At 65.3% G+C, this 22,625-nt stretch carries 15 protein-coding genes and 3 pseudogenes; 15 read left to right on the top strand and 3 right to left on the bottom strand.

Features of this window, described 5'->3' with window-relative positions:
• Window positions 1-5: 5 nt before the first annotated feature.
• On the top strand, window positions 6-659 hold the full coding sequence (alkB, locus tag ACSKB8_RS39585) for a DNA oxidative demethylase AlkB (protein WP_438109907.1): 654 nt from the start codon (window positions 6-8) through the stop codon (window positions 657-659).
• Between the two features lie 52 nt (window positions 660-711).
• Here the strand turns inward: alkB and ACSKB8_RS39580 are convergent, their stop codons facing one another.
• The 3 genes from ACSKB8_RS39580 to hpaH form a co-directional block, all read right to left on the bottom strand.
• Window positions 712-2,340 carry a thiamine pyrophosphate-dependent enzyme gene (locus ACSKB8_RS39580; protein ID WP_438109905.1) on the bottom strand — a complete coding sequence of 543 codons (1,629 nt, stop codon included), beginning with the start codon at window positions 2,338-2,340 and terminating at the stop codon, window positions 712-714.
• Between the two features lie 149 nt (window positions 2,341-2,489).
• Window positions 2,490-2,888: a 5-carboxymethyl-2-hydroxymuconate Delta-isomerase gene (locus tag ACSKB8_RS39575; RefSeq protein ID WP_438109904.1), complete on the bottom strand. Its 399-nt coding sequence runs from the start codon at window positions 2,886-2,888 to the stop codon at window positions 2,490-2,492.
• A gap of 30 nt (window positions 2,889-2,918) precedes the next feature.
• Window positions 2,919-3,725, bottom strand: a complete 807-nt coding sequence (gene hpaH, locus ACSKB8_RS39570; RefSeq protein ID WP_438109902.1) for a 2-oxo-hept-4-ene-1,7-dioate hydratase — start codon at window positions 3,723-3,725, stop codon at window positions 2,919-2,921.
• Between the two features lie 111 nt (window positions 3,726-3,836).
• Here hpaH and hpaR point away from each other — a divergent pair, with 111 nt between their 5' ends.
• The 14 genes and pseudogenes from hpaR to ACSKB8_RS39500 all read left to right on the top strand — a co-directional run bounded on the left by hpaR (window position 3,837) and on the right by ACSKB8_RS39500 (window position 22,516).
• Window positions 3,837-4,355, top strand: coding sequence for a homoprotocatechuate degradation operon regulator HpaR (gene hpaR, locus ACSKB8_RS39565; RefSeq protein WP_438109900.1), 519 nt, complete (start codon window positions 3,837-3,839; stop codon window positions 4,353-4,355).
• Between the two features lie 241 nt (window positions 4,356-4,596).
• Window positions 4,597-5,373: an HpcH/HpaI aldolase family protein gene (locus ACSKB8_RS39560; protein ID WP_438109898.1), complete on the top strand. Its 777-nt coding sequence runs from the start codon at window positions 4,597-4,599 to the stop codon at window positions 5,371-5,373.
• Between the two features lie 200 nt (window positions 5,374-5,573).
• On the top strand, window positions 5,574-7,097 hold the full coding sequence (locus ACSKB8_RS39555; protein WP_091897425.1) for a UxaA family hydrolase: 1,524 nt from the start codon (window positions 5,574-5,576) through the stop codon (window positions 7,095-7,097).
• 186 nt (window positions 7,098-7,283) lie between these two features.
• The gene (locus tag ACSKB8_RS39550; protein WP_438109896.1) at window positions 7,284-7,805 is read left to right on the top strand and encodes a PAS domain-containing protein; all 522 of its coding nucleotides are present in this window, start codon (window positions 7,284-7,286) and stop codon (window positions 7,803-7,805) included.
• A complete protein-coding gene (locus ACSKB8_RS39545) occupies window positions 7,783-9,090 on the top strand; it encodes a methyl-accepting chemotaxis protein (RefSeq protein ID WP_438109894.1) in 1,308 nt (435 codons plus the stop codon). Before ACSKB8_RS39550 ends, ACSKB8_RS39545 begins: the two co-directional genes overlap by 23 nt.
• Window positions 9,091-9,401: 311 nt before the next feature.
• Window positions 9,402-12,671, top strand: coding sequence for a DUF2126 domain-containing protein (locus ACSKB8_RS39540; protein WP_438109893.1), 3,270 nt, complete (start codon window positions 9,402-9,404; stop codon window positions 12,669-12,671).
• A gap of 27 nt (window positions 12,672-12,698) precedes the next feature.
• A pseudogene (locus ACSKB8_RS39535) lies at window positions 12,699-15,225 on the top strand (circularly permuted type 2 ATP-grasp protein).
• Window positions 15,222-16,100, top strand: coding sequence for a transglutaminase family protein (locus ACSKB8_RS39530; protein WP_438109891.1), 879 nt, complete (start codon window positions 15,222-15,224; stop codon window positions 16,098-16,100). Before ACSKB8_RS39535 ends, ACSKB8_RS39530 begins: the two are co-directional and overlap by 4 nt.
• Window positions 16,101-16,313: 213 nt before the next feature.
• A pseudogene (locus ACSKB8_RS39525) lies at window positions 16,314-17,142 on the top strand (metal-dependent phosphohydrolase).
• Between the two features lie 125 nt (window positions 17,143-17,267).
• A pseudogene (locus tag ACSKB8_RS39520) lies at window positions 17,268-18,159 on the top strand (alpha/beta fold hydrolase).
• 135 nt (window positions 18,160-18,294) lie between these two features.
• Window positions 18,295-18,921, top strand: a complete 627-nt coding sequence (gene folE, locus ACSKB8_RS39515; RefSeq protein WP_370985202.1) for a GTP cyclohydrolase I FolE — start codon at window positions 18,295-18,297, stop codon at window positions 18,919-18,921.
• 31 nt (window positions 18,922-18,952) lie between these two features.
• Complete coding sequence (locus ACSKB8_RS39510; RefSeq protein ID WP_438109889.1) at window positions 18,953-20,476, top strand: FAD-dependent oxidoreductase; 1,524 nt, start codon at window positions 18,953-18,955, stop codon at window positions 20,474-20,476.
• Between the two features lie 128 nt (window positions 20,477-20,604).
• A complete protein-coding gene (locus ACSKB8_RS39505) occupies window positions 20,605-21,180 on the top strand; it encodes an HdeD family acid-resistance protein (RefSeq protein ID WP_128939008.1) in 576 nt (191 codons plus the stop codon).
• A gap of 127 nt (window positions 21,181-21,307) precedes the next feature.
• Complete coding sequence (locus ACSKB8_RS39500) at window positions 21,308-22,516, top strand: ABC transporter substrate-binding protein (RefSeq protein ID WP_438109887.1); 1,209 nt, start codon at window positions 21,308-21,310, stop codon at window positions 22,514-22,516.
• Window positions 22,517-22,625: the final 109 nt, after the last annotated feature.

Below are 22,625 nucleotides of genomic sequence, written 5' to 3'. Positions count from 1 at the left end.
TGCGATTGATGGGTGATCTGTTCGACAGCGTCGCCGAGGCGCAGCCATCGCGCGAGGAGATCGCCGACGGCGCCGTGTTGCTGCGCGGCTTCGTCAAGCCGATCGAGAGCGAGCTGATCGAAGCCGTGCGCACCATCGTAGCGCAATCGCCGTTCCGGCGCATGACGACGCCCGGCGGCTACCAGATGTCGGTGGCCATGACCAATTGCGGCGAGCGCGGCTGGATCACCGATCACACCGGTTATCGCTATGATCCGATCGATCCGCGAACCGGCGCACCCTGGCCGGCGATGCCGCCCGTGTTTCAGGCTCTCGCCCGCCGCGCGGCGGCGCAGGGTGGTTTCGCTGGATTTGCGCCCGATGCCTGCCTCGTCAATCGCTACGAGCCCGGCACGCGGCTGTCGCTGCATCAGGACAAGGACGAGCTCGACTATTCGGCCCCGATCGTCTCGGTCTCGCTCGGCCTGCCCGCGACCTTCCTGTTCGGCGGCCTGGCGCGCAGCGACAAGCCGCGCCGCTTCCGCCTGGTGCATGGCGACGTCGTGGTCTGGGGCGGCGCTAGCAGGCTCACCTATCACGGCGTCGCGCCGCTCGCCGACGGCGAACATGCGCTGCTCGGACGGAAGCGGATCAATTTGACCTTCCGCAGGACGCGCTAATCTTCCTTCTCCCGCAAGGGGAGAAGGGAAAGCAGAAACGATGATGCTTCGTTTACGGCTTCGGCGGGTGAATGAACGCCCACGGACTGACTTCGGAGTCCCGCGTCACCTCGACCGAGATCAGATAGGGCCCGCCATGGGCGAGCGCCTTCTCCATCGCCGCCTTGAACTGGTCCGGCGCGGTGACGCGCGCAGCTGCCACGCCAAAGGACTCCGCGAGCTTGACGAAATCCGGATTGACGAGATCGGAGGCCACCACGCGGCCGTCAAAGCGTTCGCGCTGGTCGCGGCGCACATTGCCGTAGGCGTTGTTGTTGAACACCAGCGTCACCACGCCGATGTTGAACTGCACGGCGGTCGAGAGCTCCTGCACGCCGAACATGAAGCCGCCGTCGCCGGTGATCGCCACCACCGGCTTGTCGGGGTTGGCGACCTTGGCGCCGAGCGCGGTCGGAAAGCCGGAGCCGAGCGTGCCCTGATAGCCTGACGTGATGAAGGTGCGCGGCTCATAGACCGGAAAGCCGTACCAGGAGGCGAAGCCGAACTGCGACAATTCATCTGTCACGATCGCATTCGCCGGCAGCACCTCGCGCAGGATGTTGAGATAGGCCATCTGCGGCTGGATGCGCTGGATCTCCGCTTGCGCGGTTGCGGTGGCCTCGCGGATGTCTCCGCGCCGTCCGCGGCTTCTCGCATAGCCGGCCTTCTTCACGGCCGCGACGAGATCGGCCGTGCCGGCCTTCGCGTCGGCGACAATAGCTGTATCGGAAGCGAGCCGGCGCATCTCGGCCGGATCGATGTCGATCCTGACAGATTTCAGTCCCTTCGGCTGATAGGGCCAGCGAAAGCCCGAGGCCGGCAGCTCCGCGCGGGTGCCGATTGCGATCATCAAATCGGTCGTGGGCCACAGCTTGTAGGCGGCAGCCATGGTGAGCCCGAGCTCGTGCGCATTTGAGACGATGCCGCGGCCGCTGCGGAAGGCAACGACGGGCGCATCGATCATCTCGGCGAGTTCGAGGATCTCCTCGCGCGCCTCGATCGCGCCGCTGCCGACGAAGATCATCGGCGCCTTGCTGGTCTTGATTAGCGCGGCGGCCTGCTTGATCAGGTCAGGATCGGGCTGCGGCGCCGGCAGCGGTTCCAGCCGCTGTGCAGCCGCGGTGTCGGCGGGCTGGGTGAAGACGTCCCAGGGCATCTCGACCGAAGCAGGCCCGCGCCGGCCGGACATCATCTCCTGGAAGGCGCGCGCGACGACCGTCGGGGCGTTGCCGGGATATTCGATGCGATCGGCCCATTTCACATAGCTGCGCAAGGTCGCGAGCTGGTCCGGCATCTCGTGCAGATGGCCGCGGCCCTTGCCCAAAAATGGCGTCGGCACCTGGCCGGTGACGCAAAGCACCGGCTCGTTGCAGCCGAAGGCGGTGAGCAACGCCGCGCTGGCGTTGAGCACGCCGGGGCCGGGCACCACGCTGAACACGCCGGGCCTGCCGCTGGAGCGCGCATAGCCGAAGGCCATGTAGCCGCAGGCCTGCTCGTGCCGCGCGCCGATCACCTTGAGCTGGGCCTGATGGAAAGCGTCGAAGAGGCCGTAGACCTGCGCGCCGGGTAGGCCGAATACGGTGTCGACTCCGTGAGCAACGAGCCCGTTTACGATCGCTTCGCCGCCGGTGAGGGTGGTCATGGTGCTATTCCACTTCGAGTGTTGTCCAGGCTTCATCGACGAGGCAGTTGCGCATGCTTCCGATGCCCTCAGCTTCGACGTCGATCACCTTCCCAAATGCGAGTGCGGCAAAGGTCGAGATGTCGCTGCCAGGGCAGGGAATGGGAACGTCAGCCGGGCTGCGCCCCCGCTTTCAGGGCGTCATGGATGTTGTTGCGCTTCCAGCTCGTTTCCTTGTCGTTGATCTGCATGTCGAACGACAAGGCAAACTTGCTGGCCGCGAAGACGGGATCGAGATGTCTTGAGAGCGCCTGGAAGACGTGCTCGCCGGCTTTCTGACGCGTCTTGAGATCGCGGCCCTCGCCGATGCGCAGCACCATGTCGAGGAAGCCGTACTCCTGCCGCGCGTCCGCGATCGCGTAATGCTCGCACCTGATCGCGCGAACGCGGATGCCGCCGAGCGGGAAGATGCCGGTCTCGACCGCCGCCTTGCGCACGATTTCGCATACCAGGCCCATGTCGAGGTGGCCATCGAGATTGGCCGAATATTCGATCGTGAAATGCGGCATCGCGGTTTCACTCCCTGTCTTCTTGTTCGCCTAAGCGAAGTAGCAGCTGACCGAGCCGTAGGCGCCATAGTCGGCCTGAATTGTGTCGCCCTTGCGGGTCTCGATCGGACGGATGAAGGAGCCGGCGAGCACCACCTGTCCGGGCTCCAGCGCTAGCCCAAGTGGCGCGATCTTGTTGGCGAGCCAGGCCACCGCAGTTGCGGGATGGTTGAGCACGCCGGCGGCAAGGCCGGTTTCCTCGAGCTGGCCGTTCTTGAAGCAGAGCGCGCCGATCCAACGCAAATCGGCCTCCAGCGGCCGGATCGGGCGTCCACCGAGCACGATGCCGGCATTGGCCGCATTGTCGGCGATGGTGTCGAAAATCTTTCGCGTCGCCTTGGTCTTGGCATCGATGCGCTCGATGCGCGTGTCCAAAATCTCCAGCGCCGGCACCACGAAGTCGGTGGCGTTGAGCGCGTCGAACATCGTGCAGTCGGGTCCTGAAAGGCGCTTGCTCATGACGAAGGCGAGCTCGGCCTCGACGCGCGTCGCGATGAAGCGCTCGGTCGGTACGAGGCCGCCGTCAGCAAAGAACATGTCGTCGAGCAGCACGCCGGAATCCGGCTCGTCGATATTGAGTGCGCTCTGCATCGCCTTCGAGGTCAGGCCGATCTTGTGGCCCTTGACGACGCGCCCCTCGGCGGTCTTGAGGTCGACCCAAGCCTTCTGAATCGCGTAAGCGTCAGCGATGGTGATGTCAGGGAAATCCTGCGAGAGCTGCCGGATCTGCGTGCGGGTCTTCTCCGCCTGGTGCAGACGCCTCGCGCAAGCTTGGATATCGTCGTTGGAAAGCGCCATTTGTGATCTTACAAATCGTGGTGCCCGGAGATGCTTAACATGTTAAGTGAATGCGTCAAACACAAATCGGGCTTGCTGCACTGCAAACATTTTGCGGCTTGAAAGGGCGTCATGACGAAGAAATCCGCTGATCCCGCCAACGGAAGCGCGCCTGCCGCGCGGCAGGTGCCGATGCGCGACTTCTCGCGCTCGCTGCCGATGTCATTGCTACGGGCGCGGGAGGCGGTGATGCGGCAATTCCGCCCTTCGCTGCGCGAGCACGGCTTGACCGAGCAGCAATGGCGCATCCTGCGCGCGCTCGCAGCTATCGAGACGGTCGAGGTCACGGAACTCGCGCGCACGGCGTTCCTGCTCGGGCCGAGCCTGTCACGCATCCTGCGCGACCTCGAGGCCCGCAATCTGATCGAGCGCAAGACCGCGAAGGCGGACCAGCGCCGCAGCATGGTCTCGATCTCGAAAGAGGGCGTGAAGCTGATGGCCTCCGTGGCGCCGACGTCGGAGGCGATCTATACCGAGATCACGCGACGCTTTGGCGCGCGCAAGCTCGCCGAGTTGCAGGACATGCTCGGCGAGCTCGAGCAAAGTCTTGCAAGCCTCGGCGCCGGCGATGAGGCAAGTGCCGAGGAGTGAAAGCAGATATGCGCGAGCGCGCGGCAACAGCCATGGACATAGCCGCGTTTTTTCGCTCAAAGTGCCCCCAAGCCGATCGCTGGAAAGTCGGCGCCGGGACGGATGGCGCCCCTCTTGTCGGATGACATCTTGCGTTATCGCGAGCGTAGCGCGGCGATCGAGTTCGCGGTAATAACGGCATCGCCTTGTCGCGGCACTCGTCATGGTGACGACGGTCCAAACAACAAAGAAGGAAGGCAACGTGACGAACAAAGTCAAAGAGATCTGGAAGTCGGGCAAGGCCGTGGTCAACGCGTGGCTCGCGATTCCCTCCGGCTTCTCGGCCGAGATGATCGCGCAATGCGGCTTCGACAGCGTCACCGTCGACATGCAGCACGGCGTGCAGGACTATCTGTCGATGGTCCAGTGCTTCCAGGCCATGGACAAGCATCCGATCACGCCGATGGTCCGCGTGCCCTGGAACGAGCCCGGCATCATCGGCAAGGTGCTCGACGGCGGCGCCTATGGCGTGATCTGCCCCATGGTCAACACGCCGCAGGAAGCCAGGAACCTCGTCTCGTATTCGAAGTATCCGCCGAAGGGCGTTCGCTCCAACGGTCCGATCCGCGCCGGCATGTACGGCACCGCGGGCTCCTACCAGAAGACGGCCAACGACGAGATCGTGCTGCTGCCGATGATGGAGACGAGGACCGCGGTCGAGAACATGGAAGCGATCCTCGACGTCGAAGGCATCGACGGCGTCTATATCGGCCCGTCCGATCTCGGCTTCTCCTACGGCCTCGAGCCCAAGCTCGACCGCAGCGAGCCGGAGATCCTCGCGATCTACGAGAAGATCATCAAGGAGTGCGGCAAGCGCGGCCTCAACCCGGGCATCCATTGCAGCGGCGCCGAAGGCGCAGCGCGCGCCATCAACATGGGCTTCAAGCTGGTGACGCTCTCGAACGAGGTCGGCCTGATGACGACCTACGCCAAGATGCAGGTGAATGCGACCCGCAAGGAGTCGGGCGGCAAGGCCTGATCTCTCTCCTTTCCCTCTCCCCGTTCTTACGGGGAGAGGGTTAGGGTGAGGGGCCTCTCTCAACACGGACTAATCTAACGATCGAGCGCGCAGCTCGCCCCTCACCCGGATCGCATTGGACGATGCTTCGCATCGCCAAACGCGATCCGACCTCTCCCGCAAGAGCGGGGAGAGGTGAAGTAAGACCGAAGGAGATACCCATGACCATCAGCCCCGTCATCCGCCTGCATCCCGATGATGGCGTGGTGATCGCGCGCGCGAGCCTGCCGCCCGGAACGGTGGTCGCCGACGGCGTGACCACGGTCGACCGCATTCCCTCCGGCCATAAGGTCGCGATCAAGCCGATCGCGTTGGGCGAACCGGTCAAACGCTACGGCCAGATCATCGGCTTTGCCACCCAAGCCATCGCGCCGGGCCAGCACGTGCACACGCAAAACTGCGGCATGGGCGATTTCGCCAAGGACTATGCCTATTGTGCCGACGTCAAGCCGACGCCGAACTTCGACCTGCCCGCGACCTTCGAGGGCATCCGCCGCCCCGATGGCCGCGTCGCCACGCGCAACTATATCGGCATCCTCACCTCGGTGAATTGCAGCGCGCATGTCGCTAGCCTCGTCGCCGACGTCTTCAAGAAGAATCCCTTCACCGGCGACAACCCGCTCGCTGACTTCCCCAATGTCGATGGCGTGGTCGCGCTGACCCACAAGACCGGCTGTGGCATGACGCAGAACGAGCCTCTGGCGCTGCTGCGCCGCACGCTCGGCGGCTATGCGCGGCACGTCAATTTCTCTCACGTCATCGTGCTGGGCCTCGGCTGCGAGGTGAACCAGATCGGCGGCCTGATGGAAGAACAGAAGCTCGCCGGCCGCTTGCGCGCGATGGACATCCAGGAGGTCGGCGGTACCCGCAAGACGGTGGAGGCGGGCATCGCCTTCGTGCGCGAGGCGCTCGGTGATGCCAACAAGGTCAAGCGCGAAACGGTACCGGCAAGCGAGCTCACCGTGGCCCTGCAATGCGGCGGCTCGGACGGCTATTCCGGCGTATCCGCCAATCCCGCGCTCGGTGCTGCCAGCGATCTCATCGTTCGTCACGGCGGCACCGTGATCCTCTCGGAGACGCCCGAGACCTACGGCGCCGAGCATCTGCTCACGCGCCGCGCCGTCAGCCGCGAGGTCGGCGAGAAGCTGGTCGATCTCATGCGCTGGTGGGACGCGTACACCGAGCGCGAAGGCGCGGAGATGAACGCCAATCCAAGCCCCGGCAACAAGGCCGGCGGCCTCACCACCATCCTGGAAAAGTCGCTCGGCGCGATGGCGAAGGCCGGCACCACCAATCTCGTCGAGGTGCTGCGCTACGCCGAGCCCGTCACCAAGAAGGGTTTCGTCTTCATGGACACGCCCGGCTACGATCCGGTCGCAGCGACTGGCCAAGTGGCAGGCGGCGCCAATCTCGTCTGCTTCACCACGGGCCGCGGCAGCGTGTTCGGCTGCAAGCCGGCGCCATCGATCAAGCTCGCCACCAACACGCCCATGTACAAGCGCATGGAAGAGGACATGGACGTCAATTGCGGCACCATCCTCGAAGGCGAGGAGAGCGTCGAGAGTTGCGGCCAGCGCATCTTCGAACTCATTCTCAAGACCGCCTCGGGACAGCCGACCAAGAGCGAAAGCTTCGATTTCGGCGGCGCCGAGTTCGCGCCGTGGGTGCTAGGGGCGACGATGTAATCCCATCATCGTGCGCCGGCGGTAGCTAAACACTGCACGGCGACGCACCTAGGTAATGATACGGAGGCGTCAAGTGATCGCGCGGGTTCCCGTGGTCACGCCTGATTAACATCTCTCGCCGTAGTTCTGGAGAAATGCGAGCTCCACTCACTCGGGGCATTCGCCCTTCGTGAGGATTCGTCAACGATGACGCGTGCGATACGGCCGACCGGCGTGGAAAATCTCCTCGGGGAGGAGGAGCTGATCGTATCGAAGACTGATCTCAAGGGCCGCATCACCTACGCCAACGACATTTTCATCCGCATGGCGAAGTACAGCTATGCCGAGCTGATGGGCGCTCCCCATAGTCTGATCCGCCACCCCGACATGCCGCGCTGCGTCTTCAAGCTGTTGTGGGATACACTCGAGGCCAAGCAGGAAATCTTCGCCTACGTCGTCAATCTCGCCAAAGACGGCAGCCATTATTGGGTGTTTGCTCACGTCACCCCGACGCTGGACGATCGCGGCAATATCATCGGCTACCACTCCAACCGCCGCAAACCCGATCCTGCGCAGATCGAGCGCATCAAGCCGATCTACAAGGCGCTGTGCGCCGAAGAGGCGCGCCACGCCAATGCCAAGAACGGCATGCGCGCGAGCTTCGAGATGATGGTCGGCCTGCTCAAGCAAAACGGTGTCGCCTACGATGAATTTGTGCTCTCTCTCTAAGGCGCAAGCCGCTGCTGGCCTTGCCTGCCTGCTCGCCGTCGTTGCCCTCGCATCGTCGATCGCGGGCGCATTGACCGCTGCTCCGGCCGCTGCGCTGCTCGGCGCCATCGTGCTGCTGCTCGGCTACACGCTCTGGAATCAGCGCCGTTCGCTGGCCGCGATCGATGAAGCCGCGGAGGTGTGCCGCAAGGCCGCCCATGGCGACCTCGAGGCGCGCGCGTTCGGCGATCGGCAACCCGGCCGCATCGGAATGATTCAGAAATCGGTCAACGACATGCTCGACGTCACCGATGCCTTCGTCCGCGAAGCTTCGGCGTCGATGGACTATGCGAGCCGCGGCAAGCATTTTCGCAAGATCCTGGCGCGCGGATTGCCCGGCTCGTTCCGCCGTTCGGCTTCCGTGATCAATTCCGGCACCGACAGCCTCGGCCGCCGCGTCGTAGAGATCTCAGAGCTCGCAAAGCAGTTCGGTACGCATCTCGACCAGGTCGCCGGCGGCCTGATGAGCGCCGCGACCGATCTCGAGGCCGACGCCGGCCAGATGGCCGCGGCGGCCGAGACGACCAGCCGCCAGACGTCCGGGATGCGCAGCGCGTCCGACCAAGCCTCGAACAACGTCGCGACGGTGGCGAGCGCAGCGGAACAGCTCGCGTCCTCGATCGCCGAGATCAGCCGCCAAGTGGCCGGCTCGACCACGAGCACGGGGCGGGCGGTGAACGAAGCCAATCGCGCCGGCAGCGAGATCCGCACGCTCGCGGACGCGGCGCTGCGGATCGGCGACGTCGTCAAGCTGATCAGCGAGATCGCCGAGCAGACCAACCTCTTGGCGCTCAACGCCACGATCGAGGCGGCGCGGGCGGGCGAAGCCGGCCGCGGCTTCGCGGTGGTGGCGTCCGAGGTGAAAAGCCTCGCCAACCAGACTGCGAAGGCGACCGAGGAGATCAGCGCCAAGGTCGGCGAGATGCAGCAATCGACGACCAACTCGGTCGCGGCGGTCGAGGCGATTGCGCAAACTATCGCAGAGATCGACGGGATCACCGCCAGCATTGCTGCTTCGATCGAGCAGCAGGGTGCCGCGACGCGCGAGATCGCCCGCAACGTCCAGGAGGCCTCGTCCAGCACGACGCAGGTGTCCTCCAACGTCACCGGCATCAACGAAGCCGCCGCCGATACCGGCCGCGTCGCGAGCCGCGTCAACAGTGCCTCCGAACGCGTCCATGGCGAGGTCGAGACGCTCCGGCGCGAGGTGACGCAGTTCCTGCAGCGGCTGATGTCGGCGGCGTAGGGATTTTCGAAGAGGACGTGCTCTCTTTCCCTCTCCCCTTGTGGGAGAGGGTGGCTCGCCGCAAAGCGGCGAGACGGGTGAGGGGTTTCTATCCTCACGAACGGCCTTGCGAGCGGAGACATACCCCTCATCCGGCGCTTCGCGCCACCTTCTCCCACAAGGGGAGAAGGGAAGGCGCCGCCGACGTACCGAATAGCGCCCCACAAACACTCGCTCCGCACCTTACCTAGGCACGGTCTGCCCGTTGTTAGTGCTTGATCGCATTGACATCAGGTGTTCTGCTCAAAAAAGCTGCCGGAGCACCGCACCCCGTGTCGATCTACGTCGCATTACACCACGTCACGCACTACCAATACGACCGCCCGATCGATCTCGGCCCGCAGACCATCCGCCTGCGCCCGGCGCCGCATACGCGCACACCGATCCTGAGCTATTCGCTCAAGGTCACACCATCCAATCATTTCGTGAACTGGCAGCAGGATCCGCAAGGCAACTGGCTCGCCCGCTATGTCTTTCCGGAGAAGACGACCGAGCTGAAATTCGAGGTCAATTTCACGACGCAGATGACCGTGGTCAATCCGTTCGACTTCTTCGTCGAGCCCTATGCCGACAGTTTTCCGTTCGACTATCCGAAGGACCTGAAGACGGAGCTTGCGCCGTATCTCGAGACCATCAAACCCGATCGCCTGTTTGCGAAATATCTCGATACGATCCCGCACGAAGCGCCGAACACCGTCAACTTCCTGATCGAGCTCAATCGCGAGCTGCAGAAGAAGATCCGCTACATTATCCGCATGGAGCCGGGCGTGCAGACGCCGGAGGAGACGCTCGCCTCCGGCGCCGGCTCGTGCCGCGACTCCGCCTGGCTCTTGATCCAGACGCTGCGCCATCTCGGGCTCGCCGCGCGCTTCGTCTCCGGCTATCTCATTCAGATCCGTCCTGACATCGATCCGATCGAGGGACCGCCGGAGGTGGAGAACGACTTCACCGATCTGCACGCCTGGGCCGAGGTTTACCTGCCGGGCGCGGGCTGGATCGGTTTTGACGCGACCTCCGGCATGCTCGCAGGCGAGGGGCACATCCCGGTTGCGGCGACGCCGCACTATCGCTCGGCCGCGCCGATCTCCGGCGGCGCCGGCTTTGCCGAGGTCGAATTCGCTTTCGACATGAGCGTGAAGCGCATCCGCGAGGCGCCGCGCATCACAAAGCCTTTCTCCGACGAAGCCTGGACGCGGCTCAACGATCTCGGCGAGGAGGTCGACGGTGACCTCGCCGCGCAGGACGTGCGGCTCACCATGGGCGGCGAGCCGACCTTCGTCTCGGTAGACGATCTCGAGGCAGGCGAGTGGAATACGGAAGCCGTCGGCCCCACCAAGCGCGTGCTCGCCGACGATTTGATCCGCCGCCTGCGCACGCGCTTTGCGCCGGGCGGGCTGCTGCATTACGGCCAGGGCAAATGGTATCCGGGCGAGAGCCTGCCGCGCTGGGCCTTTGGTCTGTACTGGCGCAAGGACGGCGTGTCGATCTGGAAGAACGCCGATCTCATCGCCAGGATCGAGAATCCCACGCGCCCGGAAGTGAGAGACGCCGAAGCCTTCATGGAAGGCACCGCCGCGCGGCTCGGGCTCGATCTCGGCTACATCATGCCGGCCTATGAGGACCCCGCCTATTGGCTGCAGAAGGAAGCCGAGCTTCCAATCAACGTCGACCCCACCGATTCCAAATTGTCCGATCCCGAAGCGCGCGCGCGGATGGCGCGCGTGTTCGACCAAGGCCTTACCACGCCGCGCGGCTTCGTACTGCCGATCCAGCGTTGGAATGCGCCGCCGCGCTGGCGCAGCGAGCGCTGGCCGCTCCGGCGCAATCACCTGTTCCTGTCGCCGGGTGATTCACCTTTGGGCCTGCGCCTGCCGATGGGCTCGCTCGGCTACGTCCCGCCGAACCAATATCCCTACATCGTCGAGCAGGACCCGATGGAGCCGCGGGACAGACTGCCGGTGTTCACCCGCATGGCGCGACCGCCATCGCCGCCGCGGACCGCCCCCGAGCATCTCAACACGGCGATTCCCGTGCGTACCGCGATGGCCGTGGAAATCCGCGACGGTGTGCTCTGCGCCTTCATGCCGCCGGTCGAGCGCATCGAAGACTATCTCGAATTGATCTCGGCGCTGGAAGACACCGCCGAGGAGATGCAGCTCCAGGTCCATGTCGAAGGCTACCCGCCGCCGTTCGATCCGCGCATCGAGGTGATCAAGGTGACGCCCGATCCCGGTGTCGTCGAGATCAACATCCAGCCGGCGAAGAGCTGGCGCGATGCGGTCGAGATCACCACCGGTCTCTACGACGATGCTGCGAAGGTGCGGCTGGGCGCCAACCGCTTCCTGGTCGACGGCCGCCACACCGGCACCGGCGGCGGCAATCACGTCGTGGTCGGCGGCTCCTCACCGCAGGATTCGCCGTTCCTGCGGCGGCCCGATCTCTTGAAGAGCCTCGTGCTGTATTGGCAACGCCATCCGGCGCTGTCCTATTTCTTCTCCGGCCTGTTCATCGGCCCGACCAGCCAGGCGCCGCGCATCGACGAAGCCAGGCACGACAGCATCTACGAGCTCGAGATCGCGCTCTCGCATGTACCGCCGCCGGGCACCCAGACGCCGCTGTGGCTGGTGGACCGGCTGTTCCGGCATCTGCTCGTCGACATCACCGGCAACACCCACCGCGCCGAGATCTGCATCGACAAGCTCTATTCGCCGGAAGGCCCCACCGGCCGCCTCGGCCTCGTCGAATTCCGCGCGCTCGAAATGCCGCCCGATCCGCGCATGTCGCTGGCGCAGCAGCTCCTGATCCGCGCGCTGATCGCAAAATTCTGGCGCGAGCCGCAGGCCGGCAAGTTCGTGCGCTGGGGCACCGCGCTGCATGACCGCTTCATGCTGCCGCATTTCATCTGGGAGGATTTTCAGGACGTGCTCACCGAGCTGAAGCAGTTCGGTTATCCCTTCGAGCCGGAATGGTATCTGGCCCAGCTCGAATTCCGCTTCCCCGCCTTCGGCCGCGTCCATCATGGCGGCGTCACGCTGGAGTTGCGGCAGGCGCTGGAGCCTTGGCACGTGCTCGGCGAGGAGGGCTCGGCCGGCGGCACGGTGCGCTATGTGGACTCGTCGGTCGAGCGGCTTCAGGTCAAGGCCGAGGGATTCATCGAGGGCCGCCACATCGTCACCTGCAACGGCCGCCGGCTGCCGATGACATCGACCGGCCGCTCGACTGAAGCCGTGGCCGGCGTCCGCTTCAAGGCCTGGCAGCCGGCCTCCGGCCTGCACCCGACCATTCCGGTCCACGCACCCCTGACCTTCGACCTGATCGACACCTGGAACGGCCGCTCGCTCGGCGGCTGCGTCTATCACGTCGCCCATCCCGGCGGGCGCAACTACGACACCAAGCCGGTCAACACCTATGAGGCCGAGGCGCGGCGGCTGGCGCGCTTCCAGGACCACGGCCATACGCCGGGCCCGGTCCAGCCGCCGCCGGAGGAACGCACAAATGAGTTTCCGCTGACCCTCGACTTGCGGACCCCGCTCCTGCAATGAGTATGATGGTGGGGCAGGGAGAGGCGCATGGGCGAGGGCGCAGCCGAACAGGACGACCAAGCGGGCAGGGCGCAAGGTCAGCGTGACGGCCAGCGCCGCCTGGCGCAATGGGTCCGCGACTATAGCCGCCTGCCCGGCATTCCCGACGAGTTCCTGGGACCCGACGGCGCCCCGCGCGCGGTCTGGAGCCGCTTCTTCGACGCCTTCGGCGCGCTCGCGCCGGACGAGGTCGAGCGTCGCTTCGGCATGGCCGACCGCCATCTCCGCGAGGCCGGCGTCACCTATCGTGCCCCAGGCGATAGTGCCGACCGGCCGTGGTCGATCAGCCATCTGCCGCTCTTGATCGACGAGGCCGACTGGCAGCAGCTGCTCCGCCGGCATCATCCAGCGCGCCGAGCTGCTCGAGCTCGTGCTGCGCGACATCTATGGCGCAGGCCGTCTCGTCGCCGAGGGCGCGCTGCCGGCGGCCGCGATCGCCGGCAGTCCCGAATATCTCCGTCCCCTCTGCGGCGTGCCGCCGCCCGGCGGGCGCTATCTCTCGATCTACGCCGCCGATGTCGGCCGCGGGCCCGACGGCCGCTGGTGGGTGCTCGGCGACCGCACCCAGGCGCCCTCGGGCGCGGGCTACGCGCTGGAGAACCGCCTGGTGCTCTCGCGCGCTTTCTCCGACCTCTACAAGTCGATGAACGTGCCGCGCGTCGCGCCGTTCTTCGAGGCGTTTCGCGACTCTCTGCGCGCGCGCGCCGACCGCGACGAGCCGCGCATCGGCGTGCTCACCCCGGGTAGTTTCAGCGAAACCTATTTCGAGCACGCGACGCTGGCGCGCTATCTCGGCTTCCTCCTGGTCGAGGGCGACGATCTCGCCGTCAGCGACGGCCGTATCCACATCCGCACCGTCGCTGGCCTGAAGCGGCTCGACGTGCTGCTCCGCCGGGTCGATTCCAACTCGCTCGATCCGCTCGAGCTTGATGCCTCCTCGCGGTTAGGAGTTCCCGGCCTGATCGACGTGCTGCGCAAGGACGGCGTCGTCGTCGCCAACATGCCGGGCTCGGGCGTGCCGGAAGCGCGGGCGCTGCTCGGCTTCCTGCCGGCGCTGAGCCGCCGCCTGCTCGGCGAGGAGCTGAAGATGCCGCACATCGCCACCTGGTGGTGCGGCCAGCGCGCGGCGCGCGATGAGGTGCTGGCGCGGCTCGACGAGGTCGCGATCGAGGGCGCCTACCGGCGCGGCGTTCCCGGCTTCGACAGCACGGGGCCGGTGCTCGCGAGCGAGTTGGATGCGAGCGACCGCCAGCGCCTGATCGATGCCATCACCGCGCGCGGCATGGACTATGTCGGCCAGGAGGTGGTGCGGCTTTCGACCATGCCGGTGTGGGAGCACGGGCAGCTCACGCCGCGGCCCTTCGTGCTGCGCGTGTTCGCCGCCGCCACGCCCGACGGCTGGGTGATCATGCCCGGCGGCTTCTGCCGGATCGCCGAGCAGCCCGATGCGCGCGCGGTGTCGATGGGCGACGGCGCCCGCGCCGCCGACGTCTGGGTCGTCTCGGACAAGCAGGTCCCGACCGCGACGCTGCTGCCGGCGACCGACAAGGTGCGCATCCGCCGCATCGCCGGCGTGCTGCCGAGCCGCGCCGCCGACAATCTGTTCTGGCTCGGCCGTTATCTGGAACGCGCCGAGGCGACGCTGCGCCTGGTGCGCGCGCTGGGCTCGCCGAGCGGGCCCAACAAGGGCACCGCGGCCTCGCTGCAATCGGCCGAACGCATCCAGCGCCTGCTGGTGGCCTGGGGCGCGATCTCGCAGACCTCGCGCGCGGCGCCCGGACCTATCGTCGCCGAAGCGTTGCAGAGCGAGGCGCGTTTCGGCTCGGCATTGTCGCTGGTCCGCGCGGCCCAGCGCACCGCGACCTCGTTGCGCGAGCGCCTGTCGCCCGATGCCTGGCAGGTCATCACCGAGATGACCGAGCGGCTCGCCTACGAAGTCGAGGACGACGACAGCGTCTTGAGCGCGGCCGAGCTGACCTTGCAGGAGCTTGCGAGCTTCGCAGGCCTCGCGCAGGAGAACATGAACCGCGCCGCCGGCTGGCGCTTCCTCGACGTTGGCCGCCGCGTCGAGCGCGCCATCAACACCACGCGCTTCACGCGCCAATTTGCCTATGACGAGGCCGGCGACGAGGATCTCGATATCCTGCTGACGCTGGTGGATTGCCAGATCACCTATCGCTCGCGCTATCTGCTGGCGCCGATCCTGGCGCCGGTGCGCGACCTCGCCGTGCTCGATCCCTACAATCCGCGTTCGGTGGCGTTCCAGGTGACGACGCTGAACGAGCACATCGCCGCGCTGCCAAGCCTGAAGGAGCACGGCCTGATCGAGCAGCCGCAGCGGCTTGCGGTGGCGATGCAGGCGATGCTTGCGACCGCGGAGGCCGAGAAGCTCGAGGTCAAGATGCTGTTTGCGCTGGAGCAGGATCTGCTCAGCCTCGCCGAGGCGTTCGGGCAGCATTACTTCCCGCACGGCCCCAATGCCGGCCGGCCGGAAAAGCTGACGGGGCTGGCGTGATCTACGACATCCGCCACGTCACGACTTACGAATATGAGAATCCGGTCAACTTCGCCCGCTGCACGCTGCGGCTGGAGCCGAGAAGCGGCAATGGCCAGGAGCTGATCTCGCACAGCGTGGAGATCCGTCCGCGTCCGGCCGAGCGCAATGTCCGCCGCGATTTCTTCGGCACGCTCACCGAGAGCGTGGTGATCGAAGCTGCGCACCGCAACTTAAGGATCGATTCACGTTCGCGTGTGTCCGTCTCGCGACAGCCGCCGGCGCGCGATGCCGCTAGCCCTCCCTGGGAGACCATTCGCGACGTGGCCTTCGAGGCGACGAGCCTCGGGCCGTCCTCGCCGGTCGGCTATGTCTTTGCGAGCCCACTGGTGCCGGTGCTGCGTCCGGTCAGCGCCTATGCGGCGGTGAGCTTTGCGCCCGGCGCGGGCATCCTCAAAGGCGTGGTCGATCTCATGCATCGCATCCGCAGCGAATTTCGCTACGATCCCAAGGCGACGGTAATTTCGACGCCGCTCGGCGAGGTCTTCGATAAGCGTCACGGCGTTTGCCAGGATTTTGCCCATGTGATGATCGCAGGGCTGCGCGGGCTCGGTCTGCCCGCGGCCTATGTCAGCGGCTACTTACGTACCATTCCGCCGCCGGGCCAGCCGCGCCTGCAAGGGGCGGATGCCACCCACGCCTGGGTGTCGCTGTGGTGCGGGGCTGAGCTCGGCTGGGTCGATTTCGATCCGACCAACGATCTCCTGATCGCCAACGACCACATCGTGCTCGCGGTCGGACGCGACTTTTCCGACGTCTCGCCTGTCGACGGCGTCATCGTCGGCTCGCCGAAACAGAAGCTCGGCGTCGCCGTCGACGTGCTGCCGGTCGAATAACCGCAATCTTGTCTGGACGCCGGCCCCTCTAGGATGTGTCGCCCCATCGCTGCAACCGCGATATGGCGGAGCGCAACTGCAATATATTTTCGCGTTCTCGTTCCGGGATTTGGTCCCTCGGCCCAAGATGGGCTATGCTGACTGGTGCGCCGAGGACAAGAATGAAACGTCGGGAGTTGGCGTGGAATACCATCGACAGACGGGGCTGCATCCATGATGACGTTACCGCGACTGGCGGCCGAGACCCTGGAGAAGTTGCTCGGTAGGTTCATGCGCCGCCGGTACGATGAGACGTCTGCCAGTATCGTCGAGAGCGCCACGCGCACCGCGATGGAATGCATCGGCAACAGCGATGCGCTCTACCACAATATCGAGCATACGATGCTGGTGACGCTGGCAGCCCAGGCGATCCTCAGCGGCCGAAGTCTTCATACCCATCTGTCGGCCGAAGATTACGTCCATGTCCTGGTCGCCTGCCTCGCCCACGACATCGGCTATGTGCGAGGCCTGTTCGAGGAGGATGATGGCGACGGATTCGTGATCGATGCGGCCGACACCAAGATCTCCCTGCCGCGCGGTGCATCTGACGCCAGCTTGATGATGTATCACGTCGATCGGTCGAAGCTTTATGTGACGCGCCGGCTGCGACATATTCCTCGAAGTCGACCCTGACCGCATCGCCCGCGCCATCGAGGGCACGCGCTTTCCGGCCCGCGAGGGCCAGGAGTACGACGACGAAGCCTCGATCCTGCGCGCCGCCGATTTCATCGGCCAGCTCGGCGATCCCAACTATCTGCGCAAGGCCAACGCGCTCTATTACGAGTTCGAAGAGGTCGGCATCAACCGCCAGCTCGGCTACAACTCGCCCGCCGACATCGTCAACCGCTATCCGCAGTTCTACTGGAACAGCGTCGCACCGCATATCCAGACCGAGATCGGCTATCTCAACAAGACCGAAATCGGCCGGCAGTGGATCGCCAATCTCTATAGCAACGTGTTCCGCGCCGAACGCGACATCTCGCTGTCAGGTCCGCAGAGATAGATCGGCTCGTCGTCTCTTGTAGCCCGCATGGAGCGAAGCGGAATGCGGGATGCCTGCGTCCACGAATCCCGTATTCCGCTGCGCTCCATAGTGGCTACGACATCGCGTCAATCGGTGAGCAAATCATGCAACAAAAAACCATCACCACCGATATCCTCGACATCGCCTATCTCGACTACGGCGCGCCCGATGGCTGGCCCTGCATCATGGGCCACGGCTTTCCCTACGATGTGAACGCCTACGCGGAAACCGCGCCGTTGATCGCACAAGCCGGCGCACGGGTGCTGGTGCCCTGGCTGCGCGGCTACGGGCCGACGCGGTTTCGTGCGGCCGAGACGCTGCGCTCCGGCGAGCAGGCGGCGCTTGGCGCCGATCTGTTGGCCTTCATGGATGCGCTCGGCATCCAGCGCGCGGTCGTCTGCGGCTATGACTGGGGCGGGCGCGCGGCCTGCGTCGTCGCCGCGCTCCATCCGGAGCGCGTGATCGGTCTCGTCTCCGGAGAAGTCCTACAACATCCAGAACATCGCCCGATCCATGGAGCCGGCCTCGCCGCCGGAGGAGGCCGCGCTCTGGTATCAATATCTCTTCCACAACGAGCGCGGCCGCCGCGCGCTGGAGCGCAACCGGCGCGGCTTTGCCCGCCAGCTCTGGGCGATGTGGTCGCCGAAATGGGCGTTCGACGATGCGACGTTCGAGAAAAGCGCGGTGTCCTTCGACAATCCTGATTTCGTCGATGTCGTGATCCACTCCTACCGCCACCGCTACGCGCTGGTGGAAGGCGATCCGGCCTATGCGGCAATCGAGGCGAAGCTTGCGGGCCAGCCGCAGATCCGCGTCCCGACCATTGCGATCGACGGCGATAGCGACGGCATCAATCCCGGCACTGCCCATCACGCCCGCAAGTTCGAGGGATTTTTCGAGCGCCGCGTCTTCACCGATGCCGGTCATAATCTGCCGCAGGAGCGGCCGGCCGAATGGGCGCAGGTCGTGCTCGACGTCCGGATAGCGGCCTCATAGAGCCCGTTTCTGGTCTCGCGGCTGGCTTGTCTGTCGTCCTTCCGATTTTTCCTGATCCTGGGAACCTTTTGCGATTGCAGCCGTCCAAGCTGTGGGGCCGCGTCTGTGCTGCGGCTCGTTGCAGGGAGGATCTAGATGAAGTCACAAGTGCGCAAGCTGGAACGTGTCGCGGTGGCGCAGAGGCCAAGCGAACGGCCTGATCGGGCGGAGGTCGAGCAGGCGGTCCGGACCATGATCCGCTGGGCGGGCGATGATCCCGCGCGCGATGGTCTGCGCGACACGCCGGATCGGGTTACGCGTGCCTTCGAAGAATATTTTTCCGGCTATGCGCTGGATCCGACCGAAATCCTGCAAAAGACCTTCGAGGAGATCGAAGGCTATGACGAGATGATCGTCCTGCGCGGGGTTCGCTTCGAAAGCCATTGCGAGCACCATATTGCGCCGATCGTCGGTCGCGCCTGGGTCGCCTATATCCCGCAAGGGCGCGTGGTCGGCATCTCCAAGCTGGCGCGGGTCGTGGACATCTATGCCAAGCGCCTCCAGATCCAGGAGAAGATGACTGCGCAGATCGCCAACACCATCAACGATGTGCTGGAGCCTCAAGGCGTCGGCGTCATCATCAAGGCGACGCATCACTGCATGACCACGCGCGGCGCGTACAAGCCCGGGACCGATCTCGTCACCAGTCGCATGCTGGGGGTGTTCCGTGACAATGCGCTGACACGACAGGAGTTGTTGGGGTTAGCCAATTCGGACACGTGAGCCACGCGGCGCGAGCCAAGGAGACGGTGCCATGACCGAGGACAACAAGCCGAGCGGACCCGATCTGACCAGGGGCGTGTCGCCTGCCGATTTCAAGGACGGCAAATTGCTCGGCCATGTCGGCGAGGAAGACGTCCTGCTGGTGCAGGCCGGCAGCGAGATCTTTGCGATCGAGCCGGCCTGCAGCCACTACCACGGCCCGCTCGCCGAGGGCCTGGTGGTCGGCGACACGATCCGCTGTCCCTGGCATCACGCCTGTTTCTCCCTGCGCACAGGCGAAGCCACCCGCCCGCCGGCGCTGAACGCGCTGGCGGTGTGGGAGGTCACGCGCGATCGGGACAACATCGTCGTTCGGCGCAAGCGCGAGGCACCGAAACCGTCGGCAGCACACCGCAGCGCGCCGACGCCGGAGAAATTCGTGATCGTCGGCGGCGGCGCCGCCGGCTTTGCTGCCGCCGAGACGCTCCGACGCGAGGGCTTTGCCGGCGCCATCACCATGCTGAGCAGTGACGGCGCGATGCCGGTCGACCGGCCGAACCTCTCCAAAGACTATCTTGCCGGCAACGCGCCGGAGGACTGGCTGCCGTTACGGCCCGAGGATTACTATCGGGACGCCGGTATCGATCTCAGGCTCAACACGAATGTTTCTGCGATCGATCCCAAATCTCGCAGCGTCACGCTGGGCAATGGTGACAGGCTGCCGTTCGACCGGCTTCTGCTTGCGACCGGGGCCGAGCCGGTGAAGCTCCAGATCCCCGGAGCCGACCAGCCGCATGTCCACACCTTGCGATCCGTCGCCGACAGCCGCGCCATCATCACGGCGGCGGGCAGCGCAAAACGCGCGCTCGTGATCGGCGCGAGCTTCATTGGTCTCGAGGTCGCGGCTTCCTTGCGCGCGCGCAAGCTGGAAGTCCATGTGGTCGCGCCGGAAGAGCGGCCGATGCAGAAGGTGCTCGGCGCCGAGATGGGCGATTTCGTCCGGTCACTGCATGAAGAGAACGGCGTGATCTTCCACTTGAAGGATACGGTGGAAAAGCTCGATGGCAAGCGCGCGACGCTGAAGAGCGGCGCGGTGATCGAGGCCGATCTCGTCGTGGTCGGCATCGGCGTCAAGCCGCGCCTCGCGCTCGCCGAGCAGGCGGGCCTTGCCGCCGATCGCGGTGTGAGCGTGAGCGAATATCTCGAAACCAGCGTGTCCGGGATTTTCGCCGCCGGCGACATCGCGCGCTGGCCCGATCCGCATTCCCGGCAAACCATCCGCGTCGAGCATTGGGTGGTGGCCGAGCGCCAGGGCCAGACCGCGGCGCGCAACATGCTTGGCAGGCGCGAACGCTTCGATGCCGTGCCGTTCTTCTGGTCCCAGCACTACGACGTGCCGATCAACTATGTCGGCCACGCCGAGAGCTTCGACGACATCGCGATCGACGGCAGCATCGAAGGCAGGGACTGCCTGCTGAAGTACCGCAGGGGCGGCCGGGTGCTGGCGGTCGCTTCGATTTACCGCGACCTCGACAACCTCAAGGCCGAGCTCGAGATGGAGCGGTCGCGCGCCTGACGCGCCGCATTCGATCTTGATTTGCGTCAATGTTGTTGCCGTCAGCGGCTGCTCTGCTGGCTGTCGTCCCGGATCGACCTGTGCTATCCTGGCGAGTGTCTCCGGGCTTCGCATGCAGGAGTGGCGTCATGACAAGTGCATCGGATACCTCCCATCGTCTTGGCCTTGGCTCGGGCATCGCGGCGCTGCATGCCAAATGGGGCTGGATCGTCGCGCTCGGTGTCATCTACCTCGTCGCCGGCTTCGTCGCGCTCGGCAGCGTGGTGATGGCGACGGTGGCGAGCGTGATCGTGGTCGGCGCTATGATGATCGTCGCCGGCGCGGCCGAGATCATCGGCGCATTTCAGATGAAGAGCTGGGGCAAGTTTTTGGTCTGGGCCTTGCTCGGCGTGCTCTATGTCATCGCGGGCTTCCTAACCTTCGAGAACCCGCTGTTCGCGGCAGTCCTGCTGACGCTGTTCCTGGGCGCATCGCTGGTCGCCTCGGGCGTCGTCCGGCTGTTTCTCGCTTTCAGCATGAAGCGCGAAAGCCCCTGGGTTTGGGTAGCGCTGTCGGGTGCCATCACGCTGCTGCTCGGCCTCTTGATCGTGGCGCGCTGGCCGGTGAACAGCGTCTACATCCTCGGCCTGTTCCTCGGCATCGACCTGATCATGGCGGGGGCCGGCTGGATCAGCCTCGGCTTCAGCTTGAAGCGGCGCCGCTAGCTGTGGAAGAGGCCATCAGCAACTCGACGCAAGACCATCTTGCGGAACTCCGCTGAGCTGGCGCGCTGACAAGCAGCAGCACGCCGCGCGCCCGCCTCGCGCGGACGATCATCATCGGGGAGAAACCATGAAAGCCGCTTTGGTCCTGGCCGCAGCGCTGGCTGCCTGTCTGTCCACGCCCGCCGCCGCGCAAAAATCCTACGGTCCCGGCGTCAGCGACACCGAGATCAAGATCGGCAACACCATGCCCTATAGCGGGCCGGCTTCTCCGCTCAGCATCACCGGCAGGGTGATCGCGGCCTATTTCGACGAAGTCAACGAGAAGGGCGGTGTCAACGGACGCAAGCTCAATCTCGTCTCGCTCGATGATGCGTTCTCCCCGCCGAAGACCATGGAAGCGGCGCGGCGGCTGGTCGAGGGCGAGGGCGTCGCCTTCATCTTCGCGACCATGGGCACCGCGCCGAGCTCGGCGATCGCAAAATACCTGAACAGCAACAAGGTGCCGCAGCTGTTCTTGATCAGTTCGGCCTCGAAGTGGAACGATCCCGCCAACATGCCCTGGTCGATGGCGCTGCCCTGGGCGCCGAACTACACCAGCGAAGCCGCGATCGATGTCGCCTATGCCCGCGCCAAGAACCCGAATGCGCGCTTTGCGGTGCTCTATCAGAACGACGACGCCGGGAAGGAATATCTGCGCGGCGTCAAGGAAGCGCTCGGTGCCGATGCCGACAAGGCGATCGCGATGGCCTCGAGCTTCGAGGTCGCCGATCCCACCGTCGATTCCCAGGTGCTGACGCTCGCCAATACCAAGGCCGATGTCTTCATGATCTATTCGGTGACGCCGCGCGCCTGCGCGCAGGCGATCCGCAAGGCCCATGAGGTCGGCTGGCAGCCGACGCGCTTCCTCGCCTCCGGCTGCGCCAACAAGGCGACCGTGATGGTGCCGGCGGGCGTCGATGCCGGCAAGGGCGTGCTGTCGCTCGGCGCGCTCAAGCCTTTCGTCGAGCAGCCGAAGGACGATCCGGCGATGTCCGCCTATATCGATTTCATGAAGAAACGCCTGCCCAATGCCGACGTCAACAACGTCGCCGGCCTCTACGGCTACACCGTCGCCGAGGCGCTGGTGGTGCTGCTGAAGCAGTGCAAGGACAATCTGACGCGCGAGAACATCATGGCGCAGGCATCGCACATGAAGAACGTGCCGCTGTCGCTGCTGATGCCCGGCATCACCCTCAACACCACGCCGCAGGATTTCCGCCCGATCAAGGACGGCTACATGCTCCAGTTCGACGGCAACGACTGGGTCGTGGCAAGCGAGCTGCTGCGCGGCACGTGAGCGGTGGCGAACGCCACAGAGACGGTGCACCCTCTCCCCTTGCGGGAGAGGGTGGATCGCCGCGAAGCGGCGAGCCGGGTGAGGGGTATGTCTCCGCGGGTCCAACTCT

This window comes from Bradyrhizobium sp. BR 1432, from assembly GCF_051547705.1.
Taxonomy (GTDB): Bacteria; Pseudomonadota; Alphaproteobacteria; order Rhizobiales; family Xanthobacteraceae; genus Bradyrhizobium; species Bradyrhizobium zhanjiangense.
The sequence above is the reverse complement of the archived record's forward strand: the minus strand, read 5'-3'. Positions and strand labels throughout refer to the sequence as shown.

Bases quoted from the DNA above. Each gene is read 5' to 3' on its own strand.
- ACSKB8_RS39580 (WP_438109905.1), bottom strand. From the start codon at position 2,340: ATGACCACCCTCACCGGCGGCGAAGCGATCGTAAACGGGCTCGTTGCT.
- ACSKB8_RS39575 (WP_438109904.1), bottom strand. From the start codon at position 2,888: ATGCCGCATTTCACGATCGAATATTCGGCCAATCTCGATGGCCACCTC.
- hpaH (WP_438109902.1), bottom strand. From the start codon at position 3,725: ATGGCGCTTTCCAACGACGATATCCAAGCTTGCGCGAGGCGTCTGCAC.
- hpaR (WP_438109900.1), top strand. From the start codon at position 3,837: ATGACGAAGAAATCCGCTGATCCCGCCAACGGAAGCGCGCCTGCCGCG.
- ACSKB8_RS39555 (WP_091897425.1), top strand. From the start codon at position 5,574: ATGACCATCAGCCCCGTCATCCGCCTGCATCCCGATGATGGCGTGGTG.
- ACSKB8_RS39550 (WP_438109896.1), top strand. From the start codon at position 7,284: ATGACGCGTGCGATACGGCCGACCGGCGTGGAAAATCTCCTCGGGGAG.
- ACSKB8_RS39545 (WP_438109894.1), top strand. From the start codon at position 7,783: ATGAATTTGTGCTCTCTCTCTAAGGCGCAAGCCGCTGCTGGCCTTGCC.
- folE (WP_370985202.1), top strand. From the start codon at position 18,295: ATGAAGTCACAAGTGCGCAAGCTGGAACGTGTCGCGGTGGCGCAGAGG.
- ACSKB8_RS39510 (WP_438109889.1), top strand. From the start codon at position 18,953: ATGACCGAGGACAACAAGCCGAGCGGACCCGATCTGACCAGGGGCGTG.
- ACSKB8_RS39505 (WP_128939008.1), top strand. From the start codon at position 20,605: ATGACAAGTGCATCGGATACCTCCCATCGTCTTGGCCTTGGCTCGGGC.
- ACSKB8_RS39500 (WP_438109887.1), top strand. From the start codon at position 21,308: ATGAAAGCCGCTTTGGTCCTGGCCGCAGCGCTGGCTGCCTGTCTGTCC.